We start from the raw sequence: 21,542 nt of genomic DNA on the forward strand, positions 1-21,542 counted from the left end.
AGTCGTCCGCGGGGTCCCGCGTCATGCCCAGGCGGCGCATCACCGCCTGCGAACGGAGGTTGGCGGCGGTGGTCACCGCGAGGATCTCGGCCAGGCCGAGGATGTCGAAGCCGTGGGCCAGCACCGCCCGCCCGGCCTCGGTGGCGTACCCGTGGCCCCATGCCGGGCGGGCCAGCCGCCAGCCGGCCTCCACTCCGGTGAAGGGCAGGCCCTCCTCGACGGGGTCCAGTCCGGCGAAGCCGATGAACTCCCCGGTCTCCGCCACCTCCAGCGCCCACCAGCCCCAGCCCCGCCGTTCGAGGTCCGCCTGGAAGCGGGCCGCGGACGCCTCGCTCTGCCTGCGGGTGAGGAGGCCGTCGAAGTGCTCGCGCACCCGGGGGTCGGCGTTCATGGCGGCCCAGGGGCCGAGGTCGGACGCCCGCCATCCGCGGAGGATGAGGCGTTCGGTACGCAAAATCGGTACGGGCTCTGGCATCCGGTCAACCTAACGCCGCCGCCGGGCCGGGGGCTCCTGCTTTTCCGCCGCCCCCCTTCTCCCCGGCCGCTCCGCCCCGGACCCGGGGTTCACTGCCGGGTGGACCGCAGCGGCAGGAGGTCGGGGCGCTTGGCCCGGACGTGGTCGCCGGAGGACTCGCCGCGCAGGCGGCGGCCGATCCAGGGCAGCAGGTGCTGCCGGGCCCACAGCAGGTCGTCACGGCGGGAGGCCGCCGCGGGTCCCGGCTGAGGCCAGGGGGCGTCGGCGCGCTCCGGCAGGTCGATGCCGAGCACCTCGGCGCACCGCAGGGTGACGCGCCGGTGGCCCTCGGGCGACAGGTGGAGGCGGTCGTCGTCCCACGCCCTGCGGTCCTGTACCGCCCGCAGCGACCACAGGTCGAGCACGGGGCAGCCGTGGCGGTCGGCGATCGCGCGCAGGTGGCCGTTGTAGGTGGCGATCCGGCCGCGCAGGTGGCGCAGCACGGGGAAGCCGCGGGTGTCGAAGCCGGTGCACACCACCACGGTGCCGACCGTGGTGAGGAGTTCGACGAGGGCGGCCTCGTACTGTGCGGCCAGGGCGTCCGGGTCGCTTCCGGGGCGCAGGATGTCGTTGCCTCCGGCGCAGAAGGTCACCAGGTCCGGGGCGAGTTCCCGGGCGCGCGGGACCTGCTGGTCGACGATCTGTCCCAGGAGGCGTCCGCGTACCGCCAGATTGGCGTAGCGGAAGCCGTCGGGCGCCTGCTCGGCCAGCAGCCGGGCGAGCCGGTCGGCCCAGCCGACGAAGACACCGTCCGGCCCGGGATCCCCGACGCCTTCGGTGAAGCTGTCCCCGATCGCCACGTACGACGTAGGGGCTGCCGTGCCCGTTGACCGCTCAGACCACTTACCTGTCACAACAGGCATTTCATCAGGAAGCCCGGACGGCGGCGACGCGGGGTCCGGTATGCGGTGCGGTGGCCCGGTCCGGGGCAGGACGTCCTGCCCCGGACCGGGCCACCGCACCCCGGGCCGCGCCTCCGGGCGCAGCGCGGCCGGCCCTTTCGCGGGCGGTTCAGGCGGCGTGGGCGCGTGCCGGGCGCCGGTCGTGCTCGACCTGGCGCCGCACCTGCTCGCAGGTCTTGGACAGCAGGCGGGAGACGTGCATCTGGGAGATGCCCAGCTCCTGTCCGATGCGCGACTGCGTCATGCCGCGGAAGAACCTCAGGTAGAGGATCTTCCGCTGCCGCTCGGGCAGGGCCCGCAGGCAGGGCTTGACGGCCTCCCTGGCCACCACCGTGTCGTACCGGGTCTCGTGCTCCCCGACGGTGTCGAGCAGGGAGAAGCCGTCGTCGCCGTCCGTACCCGCGGCGGCGTCCAGCGAGAGCGAGCGGAAGCTCTCCAGTGCCTCCAGCCCGGCCGCGACATCCTCCTCCGAGAGGCCGGTGTGCCCGGCGATCGCCTCGGTCGAGGGGGTGCGGTCCTCGGCCCCGGTGCTCAACTCCCGGACAGCCGCCCGCACCTTGTTGCGCAGCTCCTGCACCCGCCGGGGCACGTGCACGTCCCAGGTGCGGTCGCGGAAGTGACGGCGGATCTCGCCGGTGATCGTCGGTACGGCGAACGGCACGAACGGCGTGCCCTGGGCGGGGTCGTAGCGCTCGACCGCCTTGATGAGGCCGAGGGCCGCCACCTGTTCGAGATCCTCCAGGGCCTCGCCGCGATTGCGGTACTTGGCCGCCAGGCGGTGGGCCATCGGCAGCCACGCCCGCACGATCCGGTCCCTCAGCTCGTCGCGTTCGGGGCCCTCGGCCAGCTCCGCCAGCCGCTGGAAGTCGGCAGTCGTGTCAGGGGCGTCGGCGTGGTGGTGACGGGGGCGCTGCGGGCGGTAGCGAACGGCGCACATCGTACGGACTCCTCCCTCGGTGAGTGGATCGTCACACCCGCGGGAGAGCCGGCACCCCAGGACCGCGCACATCGGGGCCGTAAGGTGCGTCTCCCGCGATGTGCCTGTCGTCCCAAGCACGTGGAGCCTCGTCTAACCGGCACCTGTGGGGGTAAACCACAAAGATCGCCTCACCTGTGTGTGCGCCACCTCACCACTCGATCGTCGGGCGTCGAACCGTCCGGCGGGCACGCGGTTCCCCCAGGTGGGTACGATCGGGCCGCTCGGGGGCCGTGACACCGCCAGGCAGCGAGACCCTCGCGAACGAAGGAGGATCGCCGGATGACCGCCAATGAGCCGACCGCACGTGCTCGTCTGACGCGGGTACTGGCCCAGCGGCAGGCGGAGACCGCCGACCACTGGGTGCAGTTGCAGCGTGAACGGCAGCTCTACGGCCCGGGCATGGACGAGGACGCGCTGCGCGAGGAGGCCGACGGCCTGGTAGCCGCGCTCAGCGACGGACTGGCGGCCGAGCTGCCGATAGAACGCGTCGTGGTCGGCCACCCGCCGCTGCGCGAGGCGGTGCGCGAGCTGTCGCTGCGCCGCGCCCGTGCGGGCACCTCCCCGACCGAGACGTCGCTGGCGGTGCTCGCGCTCAAGGAGGCGCTGCTGGAGACGGTCGAGCAGGAGGACCTGGGCACGAGAGCGCTGTTGGAACTGGCCCTGGTGATCAACCGTTTGCTGGACGCGGCCGGGGCACTCTCGTTCGAGACGTACGTCGAGGGCCGCGAGGAGATCATCCAGCGGCAGAGCAGGCAGCTGCTGGAACTGTCCACGCCCGTGGTGCACCTGTGGCAGAAGGTGCTGGCCGTCCCGCTGATCGGGAACCTGGACACCGCCCGCAGCCAGGTGGTGATGGAGAACCTGCTGGAGGCGATCCAGTCGCGTGAGGCGTCGGTCGCCATCATCGACATCACCGGCGTGCCGACAGTGGACACCTCCGTGGCGCAGCACCTGATGCAGACCGTCAAGGCCGTCCGCCTGATGGGGGCGGACTGTGTGATCAGCGGTGTGCGGCCCGGCATCGCGCAGACCATCGTCCAACTGGGTATCGACCTCTCGGACATCCTCACCCGCGCCACCCTGGCGGACGCCCTGGCGACGGCCATGAACCTGACGGGTGAGAGGAACGACGAGGCGGAAGTGCGGAGGCTGTCGTGACCGTCCCGGGAGCAACGCAGACGAACCTGGAAGCCACCGTCCCCATCCTGCGGCTCGGTGACACCCTGGTGACGGGCCTGCTGAGCGAACTCGACGACAAGCAGGCCACCGCGCTGGCCGAGGAGTTGACCACGCGGATCGCGGAGGACCGCGCCCGCGGCGTCCTCCTCGACATCTCACGGCTGGAGATCATCGACTCCTTCGTGGCCCGTGCCCTGATGGAACTGAGCACGATGGCCCAGCTGTTGGGGGCCCGTGTGATCGTCGCCGGCATGAGACCACCGGTGGCCATCACCCTCGTGGAACTCGGTATCGAACTGACGGGAGTGGAGACCGCCTTGAACGCCGAAGAAGGCATGGCCGCCTTGGGCTGGCACCGGTCCCGAGACGGCCGAGGATTTGGGGAGTGACCCCGGCCGGCGGACGTCCCGGCGGAGCCCCTTCGTCACCCGCCGCGGCCGGCACCACGAAACCCGGCTCCCCGCCGGACGAGCCCCACACCTACCAGGTGCGGACCGAGGACGACCTGCTGACGGTCCGGCACGCCGTGCGCGCCGCCTCCCAGGACCTCGGCTTCCCCCTGGTCGACCAGACCCGCGTGGTGACCGCGGCGAGCGAGCTGGCCCGCAACGCCCTGGTGCACGGCGGCGGCGGCACCGTGGCCGTCGAACCGCTGCACCGGCCGGGCGGTGTGGGGCTGCGGCTGGTCGTGTCCGACAAGGGGCCCGGGATCGCTGACTTGGAGGGCGCGTTGACCGACGGCTTCACCACCGGCTCGGGACTGGGGCACGGGCTGGGCGGGGCGCAACGCCTCATGCACACCTTCGACGTGTGCTCCTCGCCCGGTGCGGGCACCACCATCACGGCCGTGCGGTGGCGCACACGATGAGCGCACCGGATGTGAGGCGGCCGGTGACCGAGGAGGTCCGTATCGACCACTACAGCGCGGTGCACCTCGCCGCGACGCGCGCCAGGGACATGGGGGTGCGCTGCGGGCTGGGCGGCTCCCTGCCGGACCAGGCAGCGGCGGCGGCCAGCGAGCTGGCCGGCAACCTCGACAAGCACGCCCGCGCGGGAAGCCTCTTCATCCAGCCGATACCGCTGGCGGACGGACTGGAGCTGATCGCCGTGGACCGCGGCCCCGGCATGGCCGACCCGCGGCGCTGCCTCACCGACGGCTACACCACGGCCGGCACCCTGGGCACCGGGCTGGGTGCCGTCGAGCGCATCGCCACCGAGCTGCGGATCAGCTCCCGGGTGCCGGACGGCACCCTGGTGGCCGCACGGATATCCGCGCACCCCGGGCCCCTGCCGACCGGCGCCGGAATGGTGTGCCTGCCCGCCGAGGGAGAGGACGAGTGCGGTGACGCCGCCGCCGTCCACGAGGACGCGGGAGTGCGCACCGCCCTGGTCATCGACGGCCTCGGCCACGGCGAGGCCGCCGCCCGCGCCGCCGGCAGGGGACTGCGCGTCTTCCACGACCACCGCGACGAACCTCTCTCCCAGATCATGAGCCTCCTGCACCACGCACTGCGGCACACCCGAGGTGCCGCCGTCGGTCTCTTGCGCATGTCCCCCGCGGGGACGGAGTTCTGCGCCGTCGGCAACGTACGCCTGTGCGTCCTCGACCCCCAGGGCGCCCACAGCCGCATGGACGGCAGGCCGGGCATCGTCGGCTGGAACCTGCCCACCCCGCACACCCGCCGCACGACGGTGGCCCGGGGCCAGACCGCCGTGCTCTTCTCCGACGGCATCGAAGCACGCTGGGCACGCGACCCCTCACCGGCCCTGCTGGAGCTGCCCGCGGCGCTGCTGCCCGCGGCACTGGGCCACCGCCACCGCCGGCTGCGGGACGACGCCAGCGCGATCAGCCTGGCAGGTGTCGCATGACCCGACTGAGCACACCCCTCACCAGCCCCGCCCAGGTGCGGCAGGCGGCACGGCGGATCGCGGACGAGTACGGGCTGCCCCTGGTCACCAGGGCCCGGCTGGCACACGCAGCCGAACAGGTCGCCCGGCCGCTGCTGGCCCGCGGTCAGCCCGTCCGGCTGCGCGACCGCTACCACCCGCCGGGCGGAGCGGAGGAGAGCGGCGAGCTGGTGGTGACCCTCACCGCCCCCGCCCCCGTAAGCGGGCCCGGCCGGCGGAACACCCTCCCCCTGCCCGCGCAGCGCACCGGCAACGGCGAGGCCGAGTGGCGGCTCGCGCTCCCCTCCTCCGCCGGGCCCCGCACACCGTGGCCGCCGGACGGCGCGGGCGGCGCGGAGGGCGACGACGGGGCCTTCGACGAGGAGAAGCGGGCGGCCGAGGAGGAGACCCGCGCCCTGCTGGCCGAGCTGGACGGCCTCCAGGAGAGCCACCGCCGCCTCAACGAGGAGCTGGCGGAGACCAACAGCGGAGTCCTCGCGCTCTACGTCCAACTGGAGGAGCGGGACGAGCAACTGCGCCGCGCGCACGGCCAGATGCTGCGCGAGCTGGAGGACGCCCTGCGTCCGGCACCGCCGCACGTCCCGGGTCTGGAGCTGGCCGTGCACTACGCGCCGGCCGACACCGACGCGCCCACCGGCGGCGACCTGTACGACTGGTTCACCATGCCGGACGGGACCGTGCACATCACCGTCGTGGACGCCCTCGGCCACGGGGTGCGCAGTACGCGCAGCGCGCTCAACGTGACGCACGCGGTACGCACCCTGGCCCTGGAAGGGCACCCTCCCAAGGACATCGTCCAGCGGGTGAGCGAGATCCTGCAGGGCATCGACCCGGAGCTGATGGCCACCCTGCTCCTGGCCCGGCTCGCGCCCGCGACGGGCGACCTGATGCTGGCCAACGGCAGTCATCCGCCCGCCCTGCTCGTCCACGCCGACGGGAGCAGCGACTATCTGGAGACGCCCGGCCGCGGCATCGGCTTCCCGATGCCCGGCAGCGAGGAGGTCCTGCACACCCGGCTCGCCCCGGGCGACCTGCTCGTCCTGTACACCGACGGGCTCACCGAGAGCCTCCGCGACCCGCTCGAAGGGGAACGCCGGCTCGCCGACTCCGCCCGCCGCCATCTGGCGGCCCCCATAACGGACATCCCCGGCGCCATCGCCACGGACATGCACACCCAGGTGCTGCACCAGGACGACACCCTCGCCCTGGCGCTCCGCCTGGCCGAGCGGGCCGGGAGCGGCACCGGCGAGGCGGACGGCTCCCGGGACTAGGACCGGGGCCGGCCGCCGGGGGCGAGGCGTTGCACCTCGTCGTAGGCGAGGGCCGGCGGATCCGCCGGCCGGCCCTCGCGGAGGGCCTTCGCGGTGGCGACCGCCGCCGCCAGGGCCCCGCGGTAGAGGAGCGAGCCGAGGCTGATCCGGCGTACCCCCAGCGCCGCCAGCTCGGTGGGAGAGGGGCCGGCCGGTGACCACAGGATGTTCAGCGGCACGCCCAGCCCGGCGACCAGCGCGGCGATGGCGTCCCGGTCGCCCAGCCCGGGAACGAACACCCCGTCGGCGCCCGCCTGTTCGTAGCGTGCCAGGCGCCCGGCGGTCTCCTCCCGGCGGCAGCCCAGCCAGTGGGTGTCCGTGCGGGCGTTCACGAACAGCCCCGGCGCCGCGGCCCTGACCGCGGCGATCTTCGCCGCGTGCAGTTCCACGGGAGCGAGCGTGCCGTCCGGGCGGCCGTCCTCGAGGTTGACGCCCGCCGCCCCGGCGTCCCGCAGCGTCCGGGCCAGTGCGGCCACCTCGTCCGGACAGTCGCTGAAGCCCCCTTCGGCGTCCACGGTGAACAGGAACCGGCCGCGCCCCAGCCGTCGGGCCAGGGCCACGGTTGCCTCGGCGGTGGCCGCCGCACCGTCGGGCAGCCCCGCTGCCGCCGCCACGCCCAGGCTCGTGGTGCCCACGGCGGCGAAGCCCTCCGCGGCCAGCGCGGCGGCCGAGGCGTGGTCCCAGGCGTTGGGCAGCAACAGCGGTTCTTCCTGGTGGTGCAGGCGGGCGAAGGGCGACTGCCGGTGCCGGGCGCGGCTGCGGGCCGCGCCGGTCCGTGCGGTGTTCTGCGTCATGCCCGGACGCTAGCGGCTGGCAGGTTCGGTGCCGGCCGAAGCGTCCGGGCTCGGGTGGTGCGGTCAGGTCAGGGGCGCGGGGACGGTACGCGGGTCCACGGCCGTGCCGGGGGCGTGGCCCGCCCGCCATCGCGTCCAGCAGTTCGCCGGTGTACCGCCGCACAACCGGGCCGAGCCTCGATGCGCCGAGCACCTTGGCACGGTCCGGCGTCCTTGGCCCGGGGCCCCGGCCGGAGGCGGTTTCCGCGCGGGTCAGCCGACGGCCCGGGTGAGGTCCCACACGCACAGGCCGTCCCGGCGGGACGAGGTGACGGCGACCGGGGTGCCCGCGATCTCGGTGACGGTCTGCAGGTGACCGGGGAGCGGTGCACCCAGCTGCCGCCCGGCGACCAGATCCCACACCCGGCTGGTGCCGTCGTCGCTGCCGGTCACGGCGAGGGCGCGGCCGGCCACCCGCGCCGTTCCCATGGTGGAGAGCTGCTCGGTGTGACCGGTCAGGGGCTCTCCGAGCGGCTCTCCCGTGTCGAGGTCCCACCGGTGGAGGACGCACTCGTCCCCGCCGGCCGCCACGATCCTGCGCCCGTCCGCCTCCACCGCCGCCATCGCCCGGGGAACAGGCTCCACACCGGTCAGGGACGGCCCCCACTGCTGCCCGCTGAGCAGGTCCCACACCTGGACGAAGTCGTCGTGGCCTCCGGTCACGGCGACGGGCCGGCCGTCGAGGAAGCCCGTGCCCAGATCACCGTTGTAGCTGACCTCGGCCGTCATCACCTGCTCTCCGGTCCCCGGCTTGCGGACGATCAGCCGCCCCTCCTCGGAGTTGCTGACGAGGAGAGGCCCGGCGTCGCCGTGCAGGGCCGCGAGCCCGGTGACGCCCAGTTCGTGCCCGGTGTGGGTCCTGCCCACCTGCCGGCCGGTGCGCAGGTCCCAGAGCCGCACGGCCCCGCCCGTCGTCTCCAGGTCGGGGCCGGCCAGGTCGAACCGGCCACCGCCCGTGACGACCACGGGGCGTCCGTCCAGGTGGGCGACCGTCACCTCGGAGGCGATCTCGTACTCGTCCAGCTCCCAGCGCGGCCGCTCGCCGTCCTCCTCCTCGTCCCAGTCCTCGTCCCACTCGCCGACCTCGTGGTACCACGCGTCGTCGGGGCCGGCGGCGGAGAGGTCCAGCGGGCGCCGCGCGCACTCACCGGCGGCGAGGTCACACACCCACAGCGTCGCGGAGGTGTCCACGTTGACGGCGACGGAAACGCCCTCCAGCTCCAGGACCGGTGTCGTGTCGTGCCGGCCGTGCGCGTGGTCGCCGTACCGCGTCATCATGCGCTCATCGATCATGGGCGGACCCTAAACCCCGGCACCGACAAGCGCGTTGACGCTCCTCTCAGGTCCCGGCGGCGGGGCGGGCGCGGACGTGCACGCGCTCGCCCTGGGCGCCGTAGAGCGCCAGCCACTCCACGGGGCGGTCCCCGGCGTTGGCGACGGCGTGGGGCACGCGGGTGTCGAACTCCGCGGCCTCTCCGGCGGTGAGGACGAGGTCCTTCTCGCCCAGCGCGAGGAGCAGCCGGCCGGAGAGGACGTAGAGCCACTCGTAGCCCTCGTGCACACCCTGCTCGGGCCGCGTGGTCCGGGGGGCGGCGGGGGCGGGGAGGATCTGCTTGTAGGCGTGCAGTCCGCCCGCGTACCGCGTCAGCGGGACCCAGGTGTGGCCGTGCCGGGTGAAAGGGCGCGGATGCACGCGGGGGTCGCCGGTGCGGGTGCCCACCAGCTCGTCCAGGGCCAGGCCGTAGGCGGTGGCCAGGGGCAGCAGGTGTTTCAGTGTCGGTTCCCGCTGCCCGGACTCCAGCCGGGACAGCGTGCTCACGGAGATCCCCGTGGTCGCGCTCAGCCCGGCCAGCGTGGTGCCGCGCTCCCGTCGCAGGGCCCGCAGCCGCGGGCCCACAGCGGCCACGGCCCCGGCGAGATCGTCGTCCTTCATGTCCCTATTTGCCAAGACGGCAAAGTTCTTTGTCAAGCGGCAGCTGGTGCGGGCAGCCTCACACCCGGGAGCCCCACGGCCCAGGGCGCTCCCCGGCCCCGGCCGGTGCGGGCCGCGGGCGGCTCCGCCCCACCACGAGAGGAACTCACGGACGATGGACACCACCGACGCCCGGACGGAAGCGGTCTCCACCCAGGAGTTCTGGGACGCCCGCTACCGCGCCGAGGAGCAGGTCTTCAGCGGCGCCCCCAACGCGGCGCTGGTCCGCGAGACGGCGGACCTGGTGCCGGGCACCGCCCTGGAACTGGGCTGCGGGGAGGGCGGTGACGCCGTCTGGCTCGCGCAGCGGGGCTGGACCGTCACCGCCACCGACGTCTCCTCCGTCGCCCTGCGGCGCGCCGCCGACCGCGCGGAGGCGGCCGGGGTGGGCGACCGGATCGACTGGCAGCGGCACGATCTCGCCGAGTCGTTCCCGGAGGGGACCTTCGACCTCGTCTCCTCCCACTTCCTCTACCCGCCCCGGCCCGAGGGCAGGGAGCCGATCCTGCGCAGGGCGGCGGGGTCCGTCGCGCCCGGCGGGGTGCTCCTCATCGTCAGCCACGCCGGTATGCCGCCCTGGGAGAGCGCCCCCGACCCGGAGTTCTCCTTCCCCACTCCCGAAGAGCTGCTGGCCGCGCTCGACCTGCCCGCCGGGCGGTGGGAGGTGCTCGTCAGCGAGACCTACCAGCGCCCCGTGACCGACCCCGAGGGGCGGCCGGCGACCCGCCCGGACAGCACCCTCAAGCTCCGCCGGCGCACACAGGACTGACAGGACGGCCCCGCCCCACCGCACCGGGTGCCGCCGTGGGGCGCACGCGACCGGCAGGCCCGGCAGCCGGACGCCCACCACGTGACGCCTCACCGGACGGCGGCCGGGCGCACGGTCGCCGGCGGAGACGATCCGGGCCGCCGGTCGCGCGTCACGGCACCCGGCCCTCAGGGGCGCAGCAGGCCGCGCTCGTACGCCTTGACCAGCCGCTGGGGGCACCCGGTGGACCTTTCCGTCCACCGTGACGGGCACGAGCTGCGGCGTGGTGGCCTTCCACCGGGCGCGGCGGTGGCGGGTGTTGCTGCGGGACATCTTCCGCTTGGGCACGGCCATGGGAACCTCCTGATGTGGTGACCGCGCCAGGTTAATGGAAATGAACACCATTACCAAGTCGGACCGCCGTAAGCCGGACGCGGCCATCAGCCGGACGCGGCCATCAGGCGGGCGCGCCACGGATGGTCGCCGTGGACGAGCGCCAGCGCCTCGGCCAGCCACCGCCGCTGCTCGTCGTCGAGGACGGGGAGCACCTCGGTGAAATCCCTCTCGTCGCGGGGCCGGGGGCGGTGTGCCTTGTAGAACAACTGGACCTCCGGCGCGAGGTAGGGCGTTCCGTCCGCGGCGACCCTTCCCAGGCGGGCGAGGGGACGGCGGACCCGGCGGTCCCCGCGCGAGATCCAGGTCCCCTCCTCGGCCTCGTCGAGCATGACCTGGATGCGCCAGGGCCCGGCGGGGCCGGGGCGGCACCAGATGTCGTGCACACCCGCGGGCAGTGTCTCGCCGGGGCACCAGCGGCGGAGGGTGCCCGGCGGGTCCGCCGCCCACCACTCCCATCCGGACAGGGCCGTCTGGACGGCGAGCTGGTCGCGCCGCAGGACGAGGACGTCGATGTCGCCGTGCTCGCGGAAGCCGTGGCCGACGGCGAGTTCGACGGCGTACCCGCCCGCGATCCACCAGGGCGCCCCGCACGCGGCGAAGAGCGCCGCCACCTCGGACGGCCGTGCCGGTTCCCATGGGCCCCAGGGGGTTTCGGTGCGCGTCATGCGAGGAGGCTACGCGGGCGCGTGTTCTGGGCGGGCGCGTGCCCTGGGCGGGCGCGTGCCCTGGGCCGACCGCCGGAGCGGACCCGCTTCCCCCGCTCTCTCCCCCTCCGCCGCCGGACCCCGCCGGAGGCTGTCCGCTCCCCCTCCCCGGAGCCGGCACGGGCGCTGGGGTGTCAGGCGGCGGCGGGCGCGGCGTAGCGCAGCAAGGCTCCGATGCCGTCCTCCAGGGCGAGTTCGTCGCGGTCCACGACCACCAGTTCGGCGCCGGTGCCCACGGCCGCACGGATCAGCAGGGACTCCACCGGCTCCTGGCGGGCGGAGGGGGCGCCGAAGACCCACAGCTCCTCCTCGGAGCGGGCGATGTGCGTCGGCCTGGGGCCTCCCCACAGCCGTTGCGGGGCCACGCCCGGCACGTTGACCACCAGCGCCTCGACCTGACCGCGCTGGAGTGCGGCGACCACGGCGGTCATGCCCTCGCACGAGGAAGGGTCGCGGGCCCGCTGTGCGAGGTATCTGTCGAGGTGCAGCAGGTCGCGTTCGTTCAGCCGGCCGTCGAGCACCGCGGCCAGGTCCTCCTCCATCAGCGCCCTGCCCGGCGCCGCCACCGGCCGGTCCCCGCCCTCGACCGTGAGGACACGGCCGGCGAGCTTGGGCGGCAGCCGGTTGACGAGAACGCCCTGCGCCCAGCCCTCTCCCTCCTGGGCCCGCACGACGACGGCCTGGGCGCCGGTGTCGTCGGCCGCGCGGTTGACGACACCGGCCAGCCGCGCCGCGCCCCGCTGCCACTCCTCGACGGGACAGCGGCGGGTGGTGACCGGCCACGGTGCCACGCGGCTCATCGGCCACCGGCCCGTCTGCAGGCGCACCACGATCTCGTCCCCGCCGCGGCCGGGCGCCGCCGTCCGGCCGGCTTCCGGGTCCTGCGCGGCGGCCTCGTCCCCCTCTTGCCCCTCGTCCCCCTCGACCGCCTCGCCGAGCCCGCCAGCGGGGCGCCTGTCGATCGACACGGCCACATAGGGAAGGTCCGGAGCGTGCTGCACCGCCAGCGGCATGGCGTCGGGGAGCGCGCTGAAGCGGGCGGTGCCCCGGCCGGGCGGCCGGGGCAGTTCCTCGGTCAGCGCCAGGTCTCCGTCCACGCAGAACAGCGCCTGGCCGTGCCGGCCCGCCACGTCCCGGTCGGTGCCCACGCCGGCGGCCAGCGCGGAGAGGGTGGCGGCGTCGGCGCCCTGGGCCCGCAGTTCCTCGCGCGCGTGCCCCCACCGCAGCCCGATCGCCCGGTCCGGGTCCCCGGTGTCGCGGGAGGTGTCCAGGTAGACGCTGGCGACCCGCCCCTCGGCGGCGTACAGGGGGTCCAGGAAGGACAGTCTCACCGTTCCTCCTCGTCACGGCGCGGAGGCCCGCAGTGCACACGCCTCACGTGCTCCTCCCCCAGTGTGGGAGGGGCCGGTGCCGCCCGCCACCCGGATGGACGCCGCTCCGGCGAGATCGCGTCCGGTGCGGCCGGGGAGCCGTCGGACCTGGGCGTCGCCGGACTGCCGTCACTTGGGGCGGGGGCCGGCCGCGCGGGGGCGGGGGACGACGACGGGGGCGGCGTCGGCGGGGGCGGGGAGGATGTCGGTCTCCACCTGGTACAGCTCCTTGACGAGGGCCTCGTCGACCGTGTCGCGGGGCGGGCCCTGGGCCAGGACGCGGCCGTCCTTCATCGCGACGAGGGTGTCCGCGTAGCGGGCGGCGGCCGTCAGGTCGTGCTGCACCATGACGACCGTGCGGCCCGTGGCGGCCACCTCGCGGACGAGTTCGAGGACGTCGACGGCGTGCCCGAGGTCGAGCGCGCTGGTCGGCTCGTCGAGGAGCACCACCGGGGTGTGCTGGGCGAGCACCATCGCCAGCCAGCAGCGCTGCCGCTGGCCGCCGGACAGCTCGTCGAGGCGTTCGCCGGCCAGCCCGGCGGTGCCGGTGGCCTCCAGCGCCTCCCGTACGGCGCGCTCGTCCTCGCGGGACCACTGGCGCAGCAGCCCCTGGTGGGGATGGCGGCCGTATCGGACGAGTCCGGCGACGGTGACCGCCTCGGGGGCGCGCGGCGACTGGGGCAGCAGGGCCACGCGGTGCGCGGCCTGACGGCGGCTCAGCTGCCAGATGTCGACGCCGCCGACGCCGACCGTGCCGGACCGGGGGCGGTGGAGGCGGGCCAGGGTGCGCAGCAGGGTGGACTTGCCGCAGCCGTTGGGGCCGACGACGGCGGCCACCTGTCCGGCCGGGACGGTCAGTTCCACGTCGTGGACGACGGGCCGGCCGGGGTAGCCGGCGTGCAGGGCGCGGACCTCCAAGCCCGGTGATGTCGCGGTCATGGTGCGGATCACGCCTTTCCGGTGGTGCGGTCCGAGCGGAGCAGGACCCACAGGAGGAAGGGCCCGCCGAGGACGCTGGTGACGACGCCGACGGGGAGTTCGACGGGGGCGATGACACGGCCGAGCGCGTCGGCCGCGACGACGAGGGCGGCGCCGGTCAGCGCGGAGGCGAGGACGGGGACGCGGGTGGGGCCGCAGAGCCGCTGGGCGAGGACGGGCGCGGCCAGGGCGACGAAGGCGATGGGGCCGCCGACGCCGACGGCGAGCCCGGCCAGCGCGACGGCGAGCCCGAGCGCGGCGGCCCGCAGCCGGCGCAGGTCCACGCCGAGCGAGGCGGCCATCTCGTCGTCGAAGCGCAGGAGTTGCAGCCGGTGTCCGGCGGCGAGGCTGAGCGGCACCAGGAGGAGCAGGGCGGTCAGGAAGGGGGTCCCGGCGCTCCAGTCGCGGCCGTTGAGGCTGCCGACGGTCCACAGGAAGACGCCGCCCGCGGTGTTGTCGTTCTCCCGCGACATGACCAGGTCGCTGACCGCTCCGACAACTGTGGAGACGCCGATGCCGACGACGAGGAGGCGGTGGCCGGCGGTTCCGGCACCGCCCGCGCACAGTACGACGAGGGCCGCGGCGGCGACGGCGCCGAGCGGGCCGAGCCACCAGTGTCCGACCATGCCGGTGGCGGAGCCCGCCGCGGTGGCGACGACGGCGGCGGTGGCGCCCTCGTTGACACCGACCAGGTCGGGGGTGGCGAGCCGGTTCCCGGCCAGCGTCTGGGTGAGGCACCCGGAGATGCCGAGTGCCGCGCCGACCATCAGGCCCACGCACAGGCGCGGCAGCCGGAAGTCCCGCACGATCATCACGGTTGCGGGGTCCCCGGTGCCCAGCAGTCCGGACAGGGCGTCCGGGACGCTCATCCCGGTGGAACTCGCCACCACGGCCAGGGCGGTGAGGAGCACGAGCAGCGGCACCAGCAGGGCGACGGCGAGGGCGCTGCGGCGCGGGAAGAGCCAGGACCGGGTGCCCGCGCGCAGCACAGTGCTGTCGGGCGGGGTCACCGGGGGGTGCCCCGTCCGCGCGCCTCGCTTGCCCACCGCGGCGTCAGCGGCGGCCGGCGCGGTCCCGTGCCCGGGGCCGGACCCCGGCGCCGTCATGCGGAGGCTCCCGTGGTGGACAGGCGGCGCGAGCGGGCGATCCAGACGAGGAGCGGGCCGCCGACGAAGGCGAGCAGCACGCTGACCGGGGTCTCCCACGGCCGGATGACGAGACGTGCCAGCAGGTCGGCGAGGAGCAGCACATCGGCCGCCGTCAGTGCGGACAGGACGAGTTGGGCGGTCATCCGCGCGCCGGCCACCGCCCGAGCCGCGTACGGCGCGAGCAGGCCCAGGAAGGCGATGGGTCCTGCCACCGCCACCGCACAGCCGGCGAGCAGCGCGACGGCGCCCGCCACCACGAGCCGGACGCGTCCGGGGTGGTGTCCCAGGGAGCGGGCGCTGTCGTCACCGAGGCCGAGCGCGGACAGGGGGCGGGCGCAGGCCAGTGCCGTGGCCAGCCCGGCGAGGGCGCAGGGCAGCAGCGGCAGGAGCTGGCGGGTCTCGGTCCCCGCGAGGGAGCCGATGGTCCAGTAGCGGTAGGTGTCGAAGGTGGCCTGGGTGCCGAGCAGGACGTAGGAGGTCAGGCCGTGGAAGGTGGCACCGAGCGCGGAGCCGACGAGGACCAGCCGCAGCGGTGAGCCCGCGGTGCGTCCGGACGCGGCGAGGAGGAGGACGGCGGCGCTGGCGGTGATGCCGCCGAGCAGTGCCCAGCCCAGCAGCGCGGCGGAGGAGTCGGCGCCGAAGAAGGTGAGTCCGAGGACGACGGCGAAGGCGGCCCCGGAGTTGACGCCGAGCAGTCCGGTCTCGGCGAGCGGGTTGCGGGTGGCGGCCTGGAGCAGACAGCCGGCTGTGCCGAGGCAGACGCCGACCAGGACGGCGGCGAGGGTGCGGGGCAGCCGTACGTCCAGGACGGCGAGCCGGAGTTGGGCGTCGGAGCGGGCGGCGGGGTCTCCGAGTAGGTAGTCCCAGACGCGGCCCGGGGAGCTGGAGCCGCTGCCGATGAGGAGGGAGGCCAGGGCGAGGGCCAGGAGGAGGGCCGCCAGCGCGGCGCCGGTGCCGGCGGCCATCCGCCGTGCGCGGCGGGGGTGTTGGCCGGGTCGGGTGGCCGGGTCGGGCGGCCGCCTCTCTTGCACACTGCTCATAAGGTTAGCCTAACCTAAGCTCGTCTGGCCGGCCCGGCCGGACGCCGGACTCCCGCATGCCCGGATGCCGACGGCGTGCCCGAAAGAGAGAACCTCCCATGCAGCTCAGACCCTCCTCCCCCGCCCGCAGACGCGTCCGCCCCGCTGTCGCGGCCGTCTGCCTCACCACCTGCGCGCTGACCGTCGCCGGCTGCGGCTCCGACGCGAAAGCCGGCTCCGCGGGCAAGGGGGGCGGGGGCGGCACCGTCCGGGTCACCGACGCCACCGGGGCGAAGGTCGCCGTGCCGCGGAAGCCGCGGCGCGTGGTGGCCCTCAGCGAGATGGACCTCGACTCCTCCCTCGCGCTGGGCGTGAAGCCGGTCGGCCTGACCGCGGGCCGGGGCCAGAAGGGCGCACCCGCCTACCTCGCCAAGGAGGCCAAGGGCATCCCCGTGGTCGGCGCGGTCACCGGCCCCGACATCGAGAAGGTCGTCCGCAGCAGGCCCGACGTCATCCTGGCCGGCCAACTGGCCGACACGCAGGTGCTGCGGCAACTGCGGAAGATCGCCCCCACCGTGGTGACGATCGACAAGACGAAGAACTGGCAGTCGTCGCTGCGGCTCACCGGCAAGGCCCTGGGACGCACCGACGAGGCCACCGCGTTCCTGCGCGACTACGAGAAGCGGACCGCCGCGCTCAAGAAGGACCTCGGCCCGCACACCGGTGACCGCGTCTCCGTCGCCCGCTACTCCGCCAAGGGCACCGCCGTGATGCAGCAGGGCGTCTTCATCAGCGACGTCCTCAAGGACCTCGGCTTCAAGCGGCCCGGCATCCAGAACCGGAAGGGCGAGGGCCACTCCACACCGATCAGCGACGAGAATCTGAAGAAGATCGACGGGGACTGGCTGTTCATCGGCACCCTCTCCTCCTCCGGGCCGGACGCCGACCTCTTCGGCAAGCTCTCCCGCAAGCCCGCCTACCGGGGCCTGGACGCGGTGCGGCGACAGCACGTGACGGAGATCGACGGCTCCAAGTGGACCAGCCTGGGCGGCGCGAAGGCCGCCCTCTCGGTGCTCGACGACATCCGGAAGGCCATGGCCGGATGAGCACCCCACCCGGACTGGAGGGCAGGCTCGCCCTCGTGACCGGCGCCGGACGGGGGATCGGTGCCGCCGTGGTGCGGGCGCTCGTCGGGCAGGGCGCCCGCGTCCTGGCCACCGACCTGGACCCCGACGGGGTCGGGAAGCTGGCGGCCGACCACCCCGGACGCGTCACCGCCCGCCCGCTGGATGTGACCGACCCGGCCGCCGTCGAGGCGCTGCTGGCCGAGAGCGACCGCACGCTCGGGCCGCTCGACATCGCGGTCAACGTCGCGGGGGTCCTGCGCCTCGCGAACGTGGCGGACCTGGCGGACGAGGACTGGGCCGCCACCTTCGCCGTCAACACCGACGGGGTCTTCCACGTCTCGCGGGCCGCCGCCCGCCGGATGGCCGCGCGCGGCAGCGGCAGCATCGTCACCGTCGCCTCCAACGCGGCGGGCGTCCCCCGCACCGGCATGGCGGCCTACGCCGCCTCCAAGGCGGCGGCGGTGATGTTCACCAAGTGCCTGGGCCTGGAGGTGGCCGGACGCGGGGTGCGCTGCAACACCGTCTCCCCCGGCTCCACCCTCACCGACATGCAGCGCGCCTGCTGGGGTCCGGGAAGCGACGAGGAAGAAGCCGCCGCGCGGGTCGTCGAGGGCGACCTGGCCTCCTACCGCACCGGCATCCCGCTCGGCCGCATCGCCGACCCCGCCGACATCGCCGAAGCCGTCGTCTTCCTCGCCTCCGACCGCGCCCGCCACATCACCCTGCACGACCTGTACGTGGACGGCGGCGCCACCCTGCGGGCCTGAACCGCCCGCCGCCGCCCCGCCGCCGGACCGTGCCCCCTCCCGTGGAGAACCCATGACTGTCCCGACCCGCACCCCTCCCGCACCGGCCCCCCGGACCGGCCCGCCCGCCGCCCCGGCGCCGCGCCTGTCCCCCGGCGCGGCCACCTCCCTCCTCGACGCCTACCGGCCCGGCACCGACCGGCTGCTGGCCACCCCGCACCGCACACTGCTGGCCCACGGCACGGCCGAGGAGATACCGGACGACGCGAGACCCGTGCCGCTGCGGGTGCGCGAGGCGCTCACCGCGCGGCGGCGGGACGGCGAGCCCGCGCCGCTGGTGGTGGGCGCCCTGCCCTTCGACCCGGACGCGCCCGGTGCCCTCGCGGTCCCCGAACGGGTGCGCTGGGCGCCGCCGTTGCGGGAGGACCCCCTGGTGGCGCTGCCCGTGCCCGAGCCGGAGGAGACCGGCCCCTGGCAGGTGCGCCAGGTCCCGTCGACGGAGCGCTACGGCGCGGCGGTCGCCTCGGCCGTGGCGCGGATGCGGGCCGGGGAACTCGACAAGGTCGTGCTGGCCCGCACCCTGGAACTGACCGCTCCGCACGAGCCCGACCTGTCCGCGCTGCTGCGCCGGCTGGCCCGCCGCGACCCGGCCGGCTACACCTTCGCCGTGCCCAGCGGGCCGGGCCGCACTCTCGTCGGGGCCAGCCCCGAACTCCTGGTGGCCCGGCGGGGCGGACGGCTGACCGCCAACCCGCTGGCCGGCTCGGCGCCCCGCAGCGGCGACCTGGCCGAGGACGTACGGCGCGCCGCCGCGCTACTGGAGTCCCCGAAGGATCTGCACGAACACGCCGTCGTGGTCGAGGCGGTGAAGGCGGCGCTGGCGCCCTTCTGCACCCGCCTGGAGGTGCCCGGGGCGCCGACGCTGGTACGCACCGCCGCCATGTGGCACCTGTCCACCACCGTGACCGGCGAACTGACCGACCCCGCCACCACCGCGCTGGACCTGGCCTCCGCGCTGCACCCCACCCCGGCGGTCTGCGGCACCCCCGTCGAGGCGGCCCGGGCGGTCATCGCCGCCTGCGAGCCCTTCGAACGCGGCGCCTACACCGGCATGGTCGGCTGGCAGGACGCCGACGGGGACGGCGAGTGGGTGGTGACCATCCGCTGCGCCGAGGCGGAGGGACGGCTCCTGCGGCTGTTCGCGGGAGCCGGCGTGGTGGCCGGCTCCTCCCCCCAGGCGGAGACCGCCGAGACCGGCGCGAAGTTCCGCACCTTCCTGGACGCCGTGGGAGCCGCCCTGTGAGCGCCGTGCGGCCGGACACCGGCAGCGCCCCGCTGCCCGCCACCACCCCGGGCCTGGACGCGCCCACCTGGCCCGCCGAGTTCGCCGAGCGCTACCGCGCCAAGGGCTACTGGCGCGGGGAGACCTTCGGGCGGATGCTGCGGGAACGCGCGGCCCGGCACCCCGACCGGATCGCCCTGGTCGATCCCGCGCCCGAGCGCCGCACCTGGACCTACCGGCAACTGGACGAGCGGGCCGACCGGCTGGCCGCCGGGTTCGCGGCGCGCGGCATCGGCAAGGGCGACCGGGTGGTGCTGCACCTGCCCAACGTGGGCGAGTTCGCCGAGGTCGTCTTCGCGCTGTTCCGGATCGGCGCGCTGCCCGTCTACGCGCTGCCCGCGCACCGCGAGACGGAGATCGCCTACTTCTGCTCCTTCACCGAGGCCGTGGCGTACGTGATCCCCGACCGGCACGCCGGCTTCGACCACCGCGAGCTGGCCTCGCGCCTGCAGCGCGGAACGCCCACGCTGCGCCATGTGTTCGTCGTCGGGGAGGCGGGCGAGCACACCCCGCTGGCCGAGGTGGCGTGCGAGCCGTCGCAGCCGCTCGCCGGGCCCGAGCCGCACGAGGTGGCCTTCCTCCAGCTGTCGGGCGGCACCACCGGCACCCCCAAGCTGATCCCGCGCACCCACGACGACTACCTGTACTCGCTGTACGGCTCGAACGAGATCTGCGGCGTGGACGCGGACACCCGCTTCCTGGTCGTGCTGCCCGCCGCCCACAACTTCCCGATGAGTTCCCCCGGCTGGCTGGGCACGCTGGCCGCGGGCGGCCGGGTGGTGCTGTGCCCGTCCCCGGACCCGGCGACGGCCTTCCCGCTGGTGGCGCGGGAGCGGATCACCATGACGGGCCTGGTGCCGCCGCTGGCGCTGGTGTGGACCGAGGCCGGGCCCGCCGCCCGGCAGGACCTGGAGAGCCTGGAGCTGGTGCTGGTCGGCGGCGCCAAGTACAGCGAGGAGGCCGCGAGGCGGCTGGAGCCGGCCCTGGGCTGCCGGCTGATGCAGGTCTTCGGCATGGCCGAGGGGCTGGTCAACTACACGCGGCTGGACGACGATCCGGAGACGGTGGTCACCACCCAGGGGCGGCCCATCTCCCCCGACGACGAGATCCGCATCGTCGACGACGACGATGCCGAGGTGCCCGAGGGCGCCTCCGGCCACCTGCTGACCCGCGGCCCGTACACCATCCGCGGCTACTGGCGCGCCGAGCGGCACAACGCGCGCTCCTTCACCCCGGACGGCTTCTACCGCACCGGCGACCTGGTGCGCCGCACCCCCACCGGCCACCTGGTGGTAGAGGGCCGCGCCAAGGACCAGATCAACCGGGGCGGGGAGAAGATCGCCCCCGAGGAGGTGGAGAACATCGTCCTCGCCCACCCGGCGGTCCACGACGTCTCCGTCGTCGCCGTGCCCGACCCGTACCTGGGCGAGCGCTCCCTCGCCTACGTCATTCCCCGCACCGGCGCGGCACCGCTCAGGCCGGCCGACATCAAACGGTTCGTACGGGAGCGGGGCCTGGCCTCCTACAAGGTCCCCGACCTGGTCGAGTTCGTCACCGCCTTCCCGCAGACCGGGATCGGCAAGGTCAGCAAGAAGGGGCTGCGGTCCGCCGCGGCCACCACCCCGCAGCACTGAAAGGCCCCCGACACCATGGCGCTTCCCGCCATCGAGCCCTATCCCCTGCCCGCCGCCGACGAACTGCCCGCGAACCGGGCGGACTGGCGGGTGGACCCGTCCCGTGCCGTGCTGCTCGTCCACGACCTGCAACAGCACTTCCTCAGCGCCTTCCCCGCCGGACGGCAGCCCCTCATCGGGATGCTCGGCAACACCGCGCGGCTGCTGGAGGTGTGCCGCCGCCTCGGCGTGCCCGTCGTCTACTCCGCCCAGCGCGGCGGGCAGACGCCCCGGGAACGCGGCCTCCAGGCCGACTTCTGGGGGCCGGGGGTGAAGGACGATCCGGACGCCCTCGCCGTACCGGAGTCCGTCGCCCCGGCGGCGGGCGACCGGGTGCTGACCAAGTGGAAGTACAGCGCGTTCGTCCGCACCCCACTCGCCCGGCTGCTGCGCGAGCGGGGCCGCGACCACCTGGTGATCGCCGGGGTGTACGCGCACATCGGGGTGCAGGTGACCGCCTGCGACGCGTGGATGCGGGACATCCGGGCGTTCGTCGCCGCTGACGCGGTCGCCGACTTCTCCCGCGCCGACCACGACGCGGCCCTGCGCTGGACCGCGGGCCGCTGCGCCGTGGTGGCCACGACGGACGCGCTGGTCACCCAACTCACCGACGCCCGCGTCGGCTCCGGCACCCGCGCCGGGACCGGCCCCCACGGCACTCCCCCCGACACCGACCGCACGGAGGTCTGAACCG

At 74.9% G+C, this 21,542-nt stretch carries 22 protein-coding genes and 1 pseudogene; 11 read left to right on the forward strand and 12 right to left on the reverse strand.

Annotated features, from left to right (window positions below; genetic code table 11):
- The 3 genes from FM076_RS02665 to FM076_RS02675 all read right to left on the reverse strand — a co-directional run.
- On the reverse strand, positions 1-475 hold a 475-nt coding region (locus FM076_RS02665), incomplete at its 3' end, for a GNAT family N-acetyltransferase (RefSeq protein WP_173868338.1).
- Between the two features lie 89 nt (positions 476-564).
- Entirely contained in the window at positions 565-1,377 is an 813-nt protein-coding gene (locus tag FM076_RS02670) for an SGNH/GDSL hydrolase family protein (protein ID WP_173868339.1), read from the reverse strand.
- Positions 1,378-1,525: 148 nt separating this feature from the next.
- The gene (locus tag FM076_RS02675; RefSeq protein WP_173868340.1) at positions 1,526-2,353 is read right to left on the reverse strand and encodes a SigB/SigF/SigG family RNA polymerase sigma factor; all 828 of its coding nucleotides are present in this window, start codon (positions 2,351-2,353) and stop codon (positions 1,526-1,528) included.
- A 321-nt stretch (positions 2,354-2,674) separates the two neighbouring features.
- Here FM076_RS02675 and FM076_RS02680 point away from each other — a divergent pair, with 321 nt between their 5' ends.
- Genes FM076_RS02680 through FM076_RS02700 form a run of 5 tightly spaced genes read left to right on the forward strand, consistent with a single transcriptional unit; the run spans position 2,675 to position 6,753 of the window.
- Complete coding sequence (locus tag FM076_RS02680) at positions 2,675-3,553, forward strand: STAS domain-containing protein (protein WP_173868341.1); 879 nt, start codon at positions 2,675-2,677, stop codon at positions 3,551-3,553.
- Entirely contained in the window at positions 3,550-3,963 is a 414-nt protein-coding gene (locus FM076_RS02685; RefSeq protein ID WP_345944865.1) for an STAS domain-containing protein, read from the forward strand. Before FM076_RS02680 ends, FM076_RS02685 begins: the two co-directional genes overlap by 4 nt.
- Positions 3,960-4,442, forward strand: a complete 483-nt coding sequence (locus FM076_RS02690) for an ATP-binding protein (RefSeq protein ID WP_173868342.1) — start codon at positions 3,960-3,962, stop codon at positions 4,440-4,442. Before FM076_RS02685 ends, FM076_RS02690 begins: the two co-directional genes overlap by 4 nt.
- Positions 4,439-5,443, forward strand: a complete 1,005-nt coding sequence (locus FM076_RS02695) for a SpoIIE family protein phosphatase (protein ID WP_173868343.1) — start codon at positions 4,439-4,441, stop codon at positions 5,441-5,443. Before FM076_RS02690 ends, FM076_RS02695 begins: the two co-directional genes overlap by 4 nt.
- Positions 5,440-6,753: a PP2C family protein-serine/threonine phosphatase gene (locus tag FM076_RS02700; RefSeq protein WP_173868344.1), complete on the forward strand. Its 1,314-nt coding sequence runs from the start codon at positions 5,440-5,442 to the stop codon at positions 6,751-6,753. Before FM076_RS02695 ends, FM076_RS02700 begins: the two co-directional genes overlap by 4 nt.
- On the opposite strand, the gene FM076_RS02705 is transcribed toward FM076_RS02700, so the two are convergent.
- From FM076_RS02705 to FM076_RS02715, 3 genes are all read right to left on the reverse strand, one after another.
- Positions 6,750-7,586, reverse strand: a complete 837-nt coding sequence (locus FM076_RS02705) for an isocitrate lyase/PEP mutase family protein (protein WP_173868345.1) — start codon at positions 7,584-7,586, stop codon at positions 6,750-6,752. The two genes, FM076_RS02700 and FM076_RS02705, sit on opposite strands and share 4 nt — an antisense overlap.
- Before the next feature lie 252 nt (positions 7,587-7,838).
- A complete protein-coding gene (locus tag FM076_RS02710) occupies positions 7,839-8,918 on the reverse strand; it encodes a WD40 repeat domain-containing protein (protein WP_173868346.1) in 1,080 nt (359 codons plus the stop codon).
- Between the two features lie 46 nt (positions 8,919-8,964).
- Positions 8,965-9,558, reverse strand: coding sequence for a helix-turn-helix domain-containing protein (locus FM076_RS02715; RefSeq protein ID WP_173868347.1), 594 nt, complete (start codon positions 9,556-9,558; stop codon positions 8,965-8,967).
- 154 nt (positions 9,559-9,712) lie between these two features.
- On the opposite strand from FM076_RS02715, the gene FM076_RS02720 reads away from it, so the two are divergent.
- A complete protein-coding gene (locus FM076_RS02720) occupies positions 9,713-10,366 on the forward strand; it encodes an SAM-dependent methyltransferase (RefSeq protein ID WP_173868348.1) in 654 nt (217 codons plus the stop codon).
- A gap of 167 nt (positions 10,367-10,533) precedes the next feature.
- Here the strand turns inward: FM076_RS02720 and rpmF are convergent.
- The 6 genes and pseudogenes from rpmF to FM076_RS02750 all read right to left on the reverse strand — a co-directional run bounded on the left by rpmF (position 10,534) and on the right by FM076_RS02750 (position 15,906).
- Positions 10,534-10,699, reverse strand: a pseudogene (rpmF, locus tag FM076_RS02725) (50S ribosomal protein L32).
- A gap of 86 nt (positions 10,700-10,785) precedes the next feature.
- Positions 10,786-11,406, reverse strand: coding sequence for a nucleotidyltransferase domain-containing protein (locus FM076_RS02730; protein WP_173868349.1), 621 nt, complete (start codon positions 11,404-11,406; stop codon positions 10,786-10,788).
- Positions 11,407-11,579: 173 nt separating this feature from the next.
- Complete coding sequence (locus tag FM076_RS02735) at positions 11,580-12,776, reverse strand: hypothetical protein (RefSeq protein WP_173868350.1); 1,197 nt, start codon at positions 12,774-12,776, stop codon at positions 11,580-11,582.
- Between the two features lie 168 nt (positions 12,777-12,944).
- Positions 12,945-13,754 (reverse strand): ABC transporter ATP-binding protein, encoded by an 810-nt coding sequence (locus tag FM076_RS02740; protein ID WP_173868351.1) that lies wholly within the window; start codon positions 13,752-13,754, stop codon positions 12,945-12,947.
- Between the two features lie 8 nt (positions 13,755-13,762).
- Positions 13,763-14,803: a FecCD family ABC transporter permease gene (locus FM076_RS02745; protein ID WP_428814645.1), complete on the reverse strand. Its 1,041-nt coding sequence runs from the start codon at positions 14,801-14,803 to the stop codon at positions 13,763-13,765.
- A 92-nt stretch (positions 14,804-14,895) separates the two neighbouring features.
- Positions 14,896-15,906: a FecCD family ABC transporter permease gene (locus tag FM076_RS02750; protein WP_173874465.1), complete on the reverse strand. Its 1,011-nt coding sequence runs from the start codon at positions 15,904-15,906 to the stop codon at positions 14,896-14,898.
- Between the two features lie 173 nt (positions 15,907-16,079).
- On the opposite strand from FM076_RS02750, the gene FM076_RS02755 reads away from it, so the two are divergent.
- Genes FM076_RS02755 through FM076_RS02775 form a run of 5 tightly spaced genes read left to right on the forward strand, consistent with a single transcriptional unit; the run spans position 16,080 to position 21,538 of the window.
- Complete coding sequence (locus tag FM076_RS02755) at positions 16,080-17,066, forward strand: ABC transporter substrate-binding protein (protein ID WP_173868353.1); 987 nt, start codon at positions 16,080-16,082, stop codon at positions 17,064-17,066.
- Positions 17,063-17,854: a 2,3-dihydro-2,3-dihydroxybenzoate dehydrogenase gene (locus tag FM076_RS02760; protein ID WP_173868354.1), complete on the forward strand. Its 792-nt coding sequence runs from the start codon at positions 17,063-17,065 to the stop codon at positions 17,852-17,854. The genes FM076_RS02755 and FM076_RS02760 overlap by 4 nt, the downstream gene beginning before the upstream one ends.
- Before the next feature lie 52 nt (positions 17,855-17,906).
- Entirely contained in the window at positions 17,907-19,136 is a 1,230-nt protein-coding gene (locus FM076_RS02765) for an isochorismate synthase (RefSeq protein ID WP_173868355.1), read from the forward strand.
- Positions 19,133-20,809, forward strand: coding sequence for a (2,3-dihydroxybenzoyl)adenylate synthase (locus FM076_RS02770; RefSeq protein ID WP_428814646.1), 1,677 nt, complete (start codon positions 19,133-19,135; stop codon positions 20,807-20,809). The genes FM076_RS02765 and FM076_RS02770 overlap by 4 nt, the downstream gene beginning before the upstream one ends.
- Before the next feature lie 15 nt (positions 20,810-20,824).
- The gene (locus tag FM076_RS02775) at positions 20,825-21,538 is read left to right on the forward strand and encodes an isochorismatase family protein (RefSeq protein WP_173868356.1); all 714 of its coding nucleotides are present in this window, start codon (positions 20,825-20,827) and stop codon (positions 21,536-21,538) included.
- Positions 21,539-21,542 lie beyond the last annotated feature (4 nt).

The organism is Streptomyces albus subsp. chlorinus (assembly GCF_013302895.1).
Taxonomy (GTDB): Bacteria; Actinomycetota; Actinomycetes; order Streptomycetales; family Streptomycetaceae; genus Streptomyces; species Streptomyces chlorinus.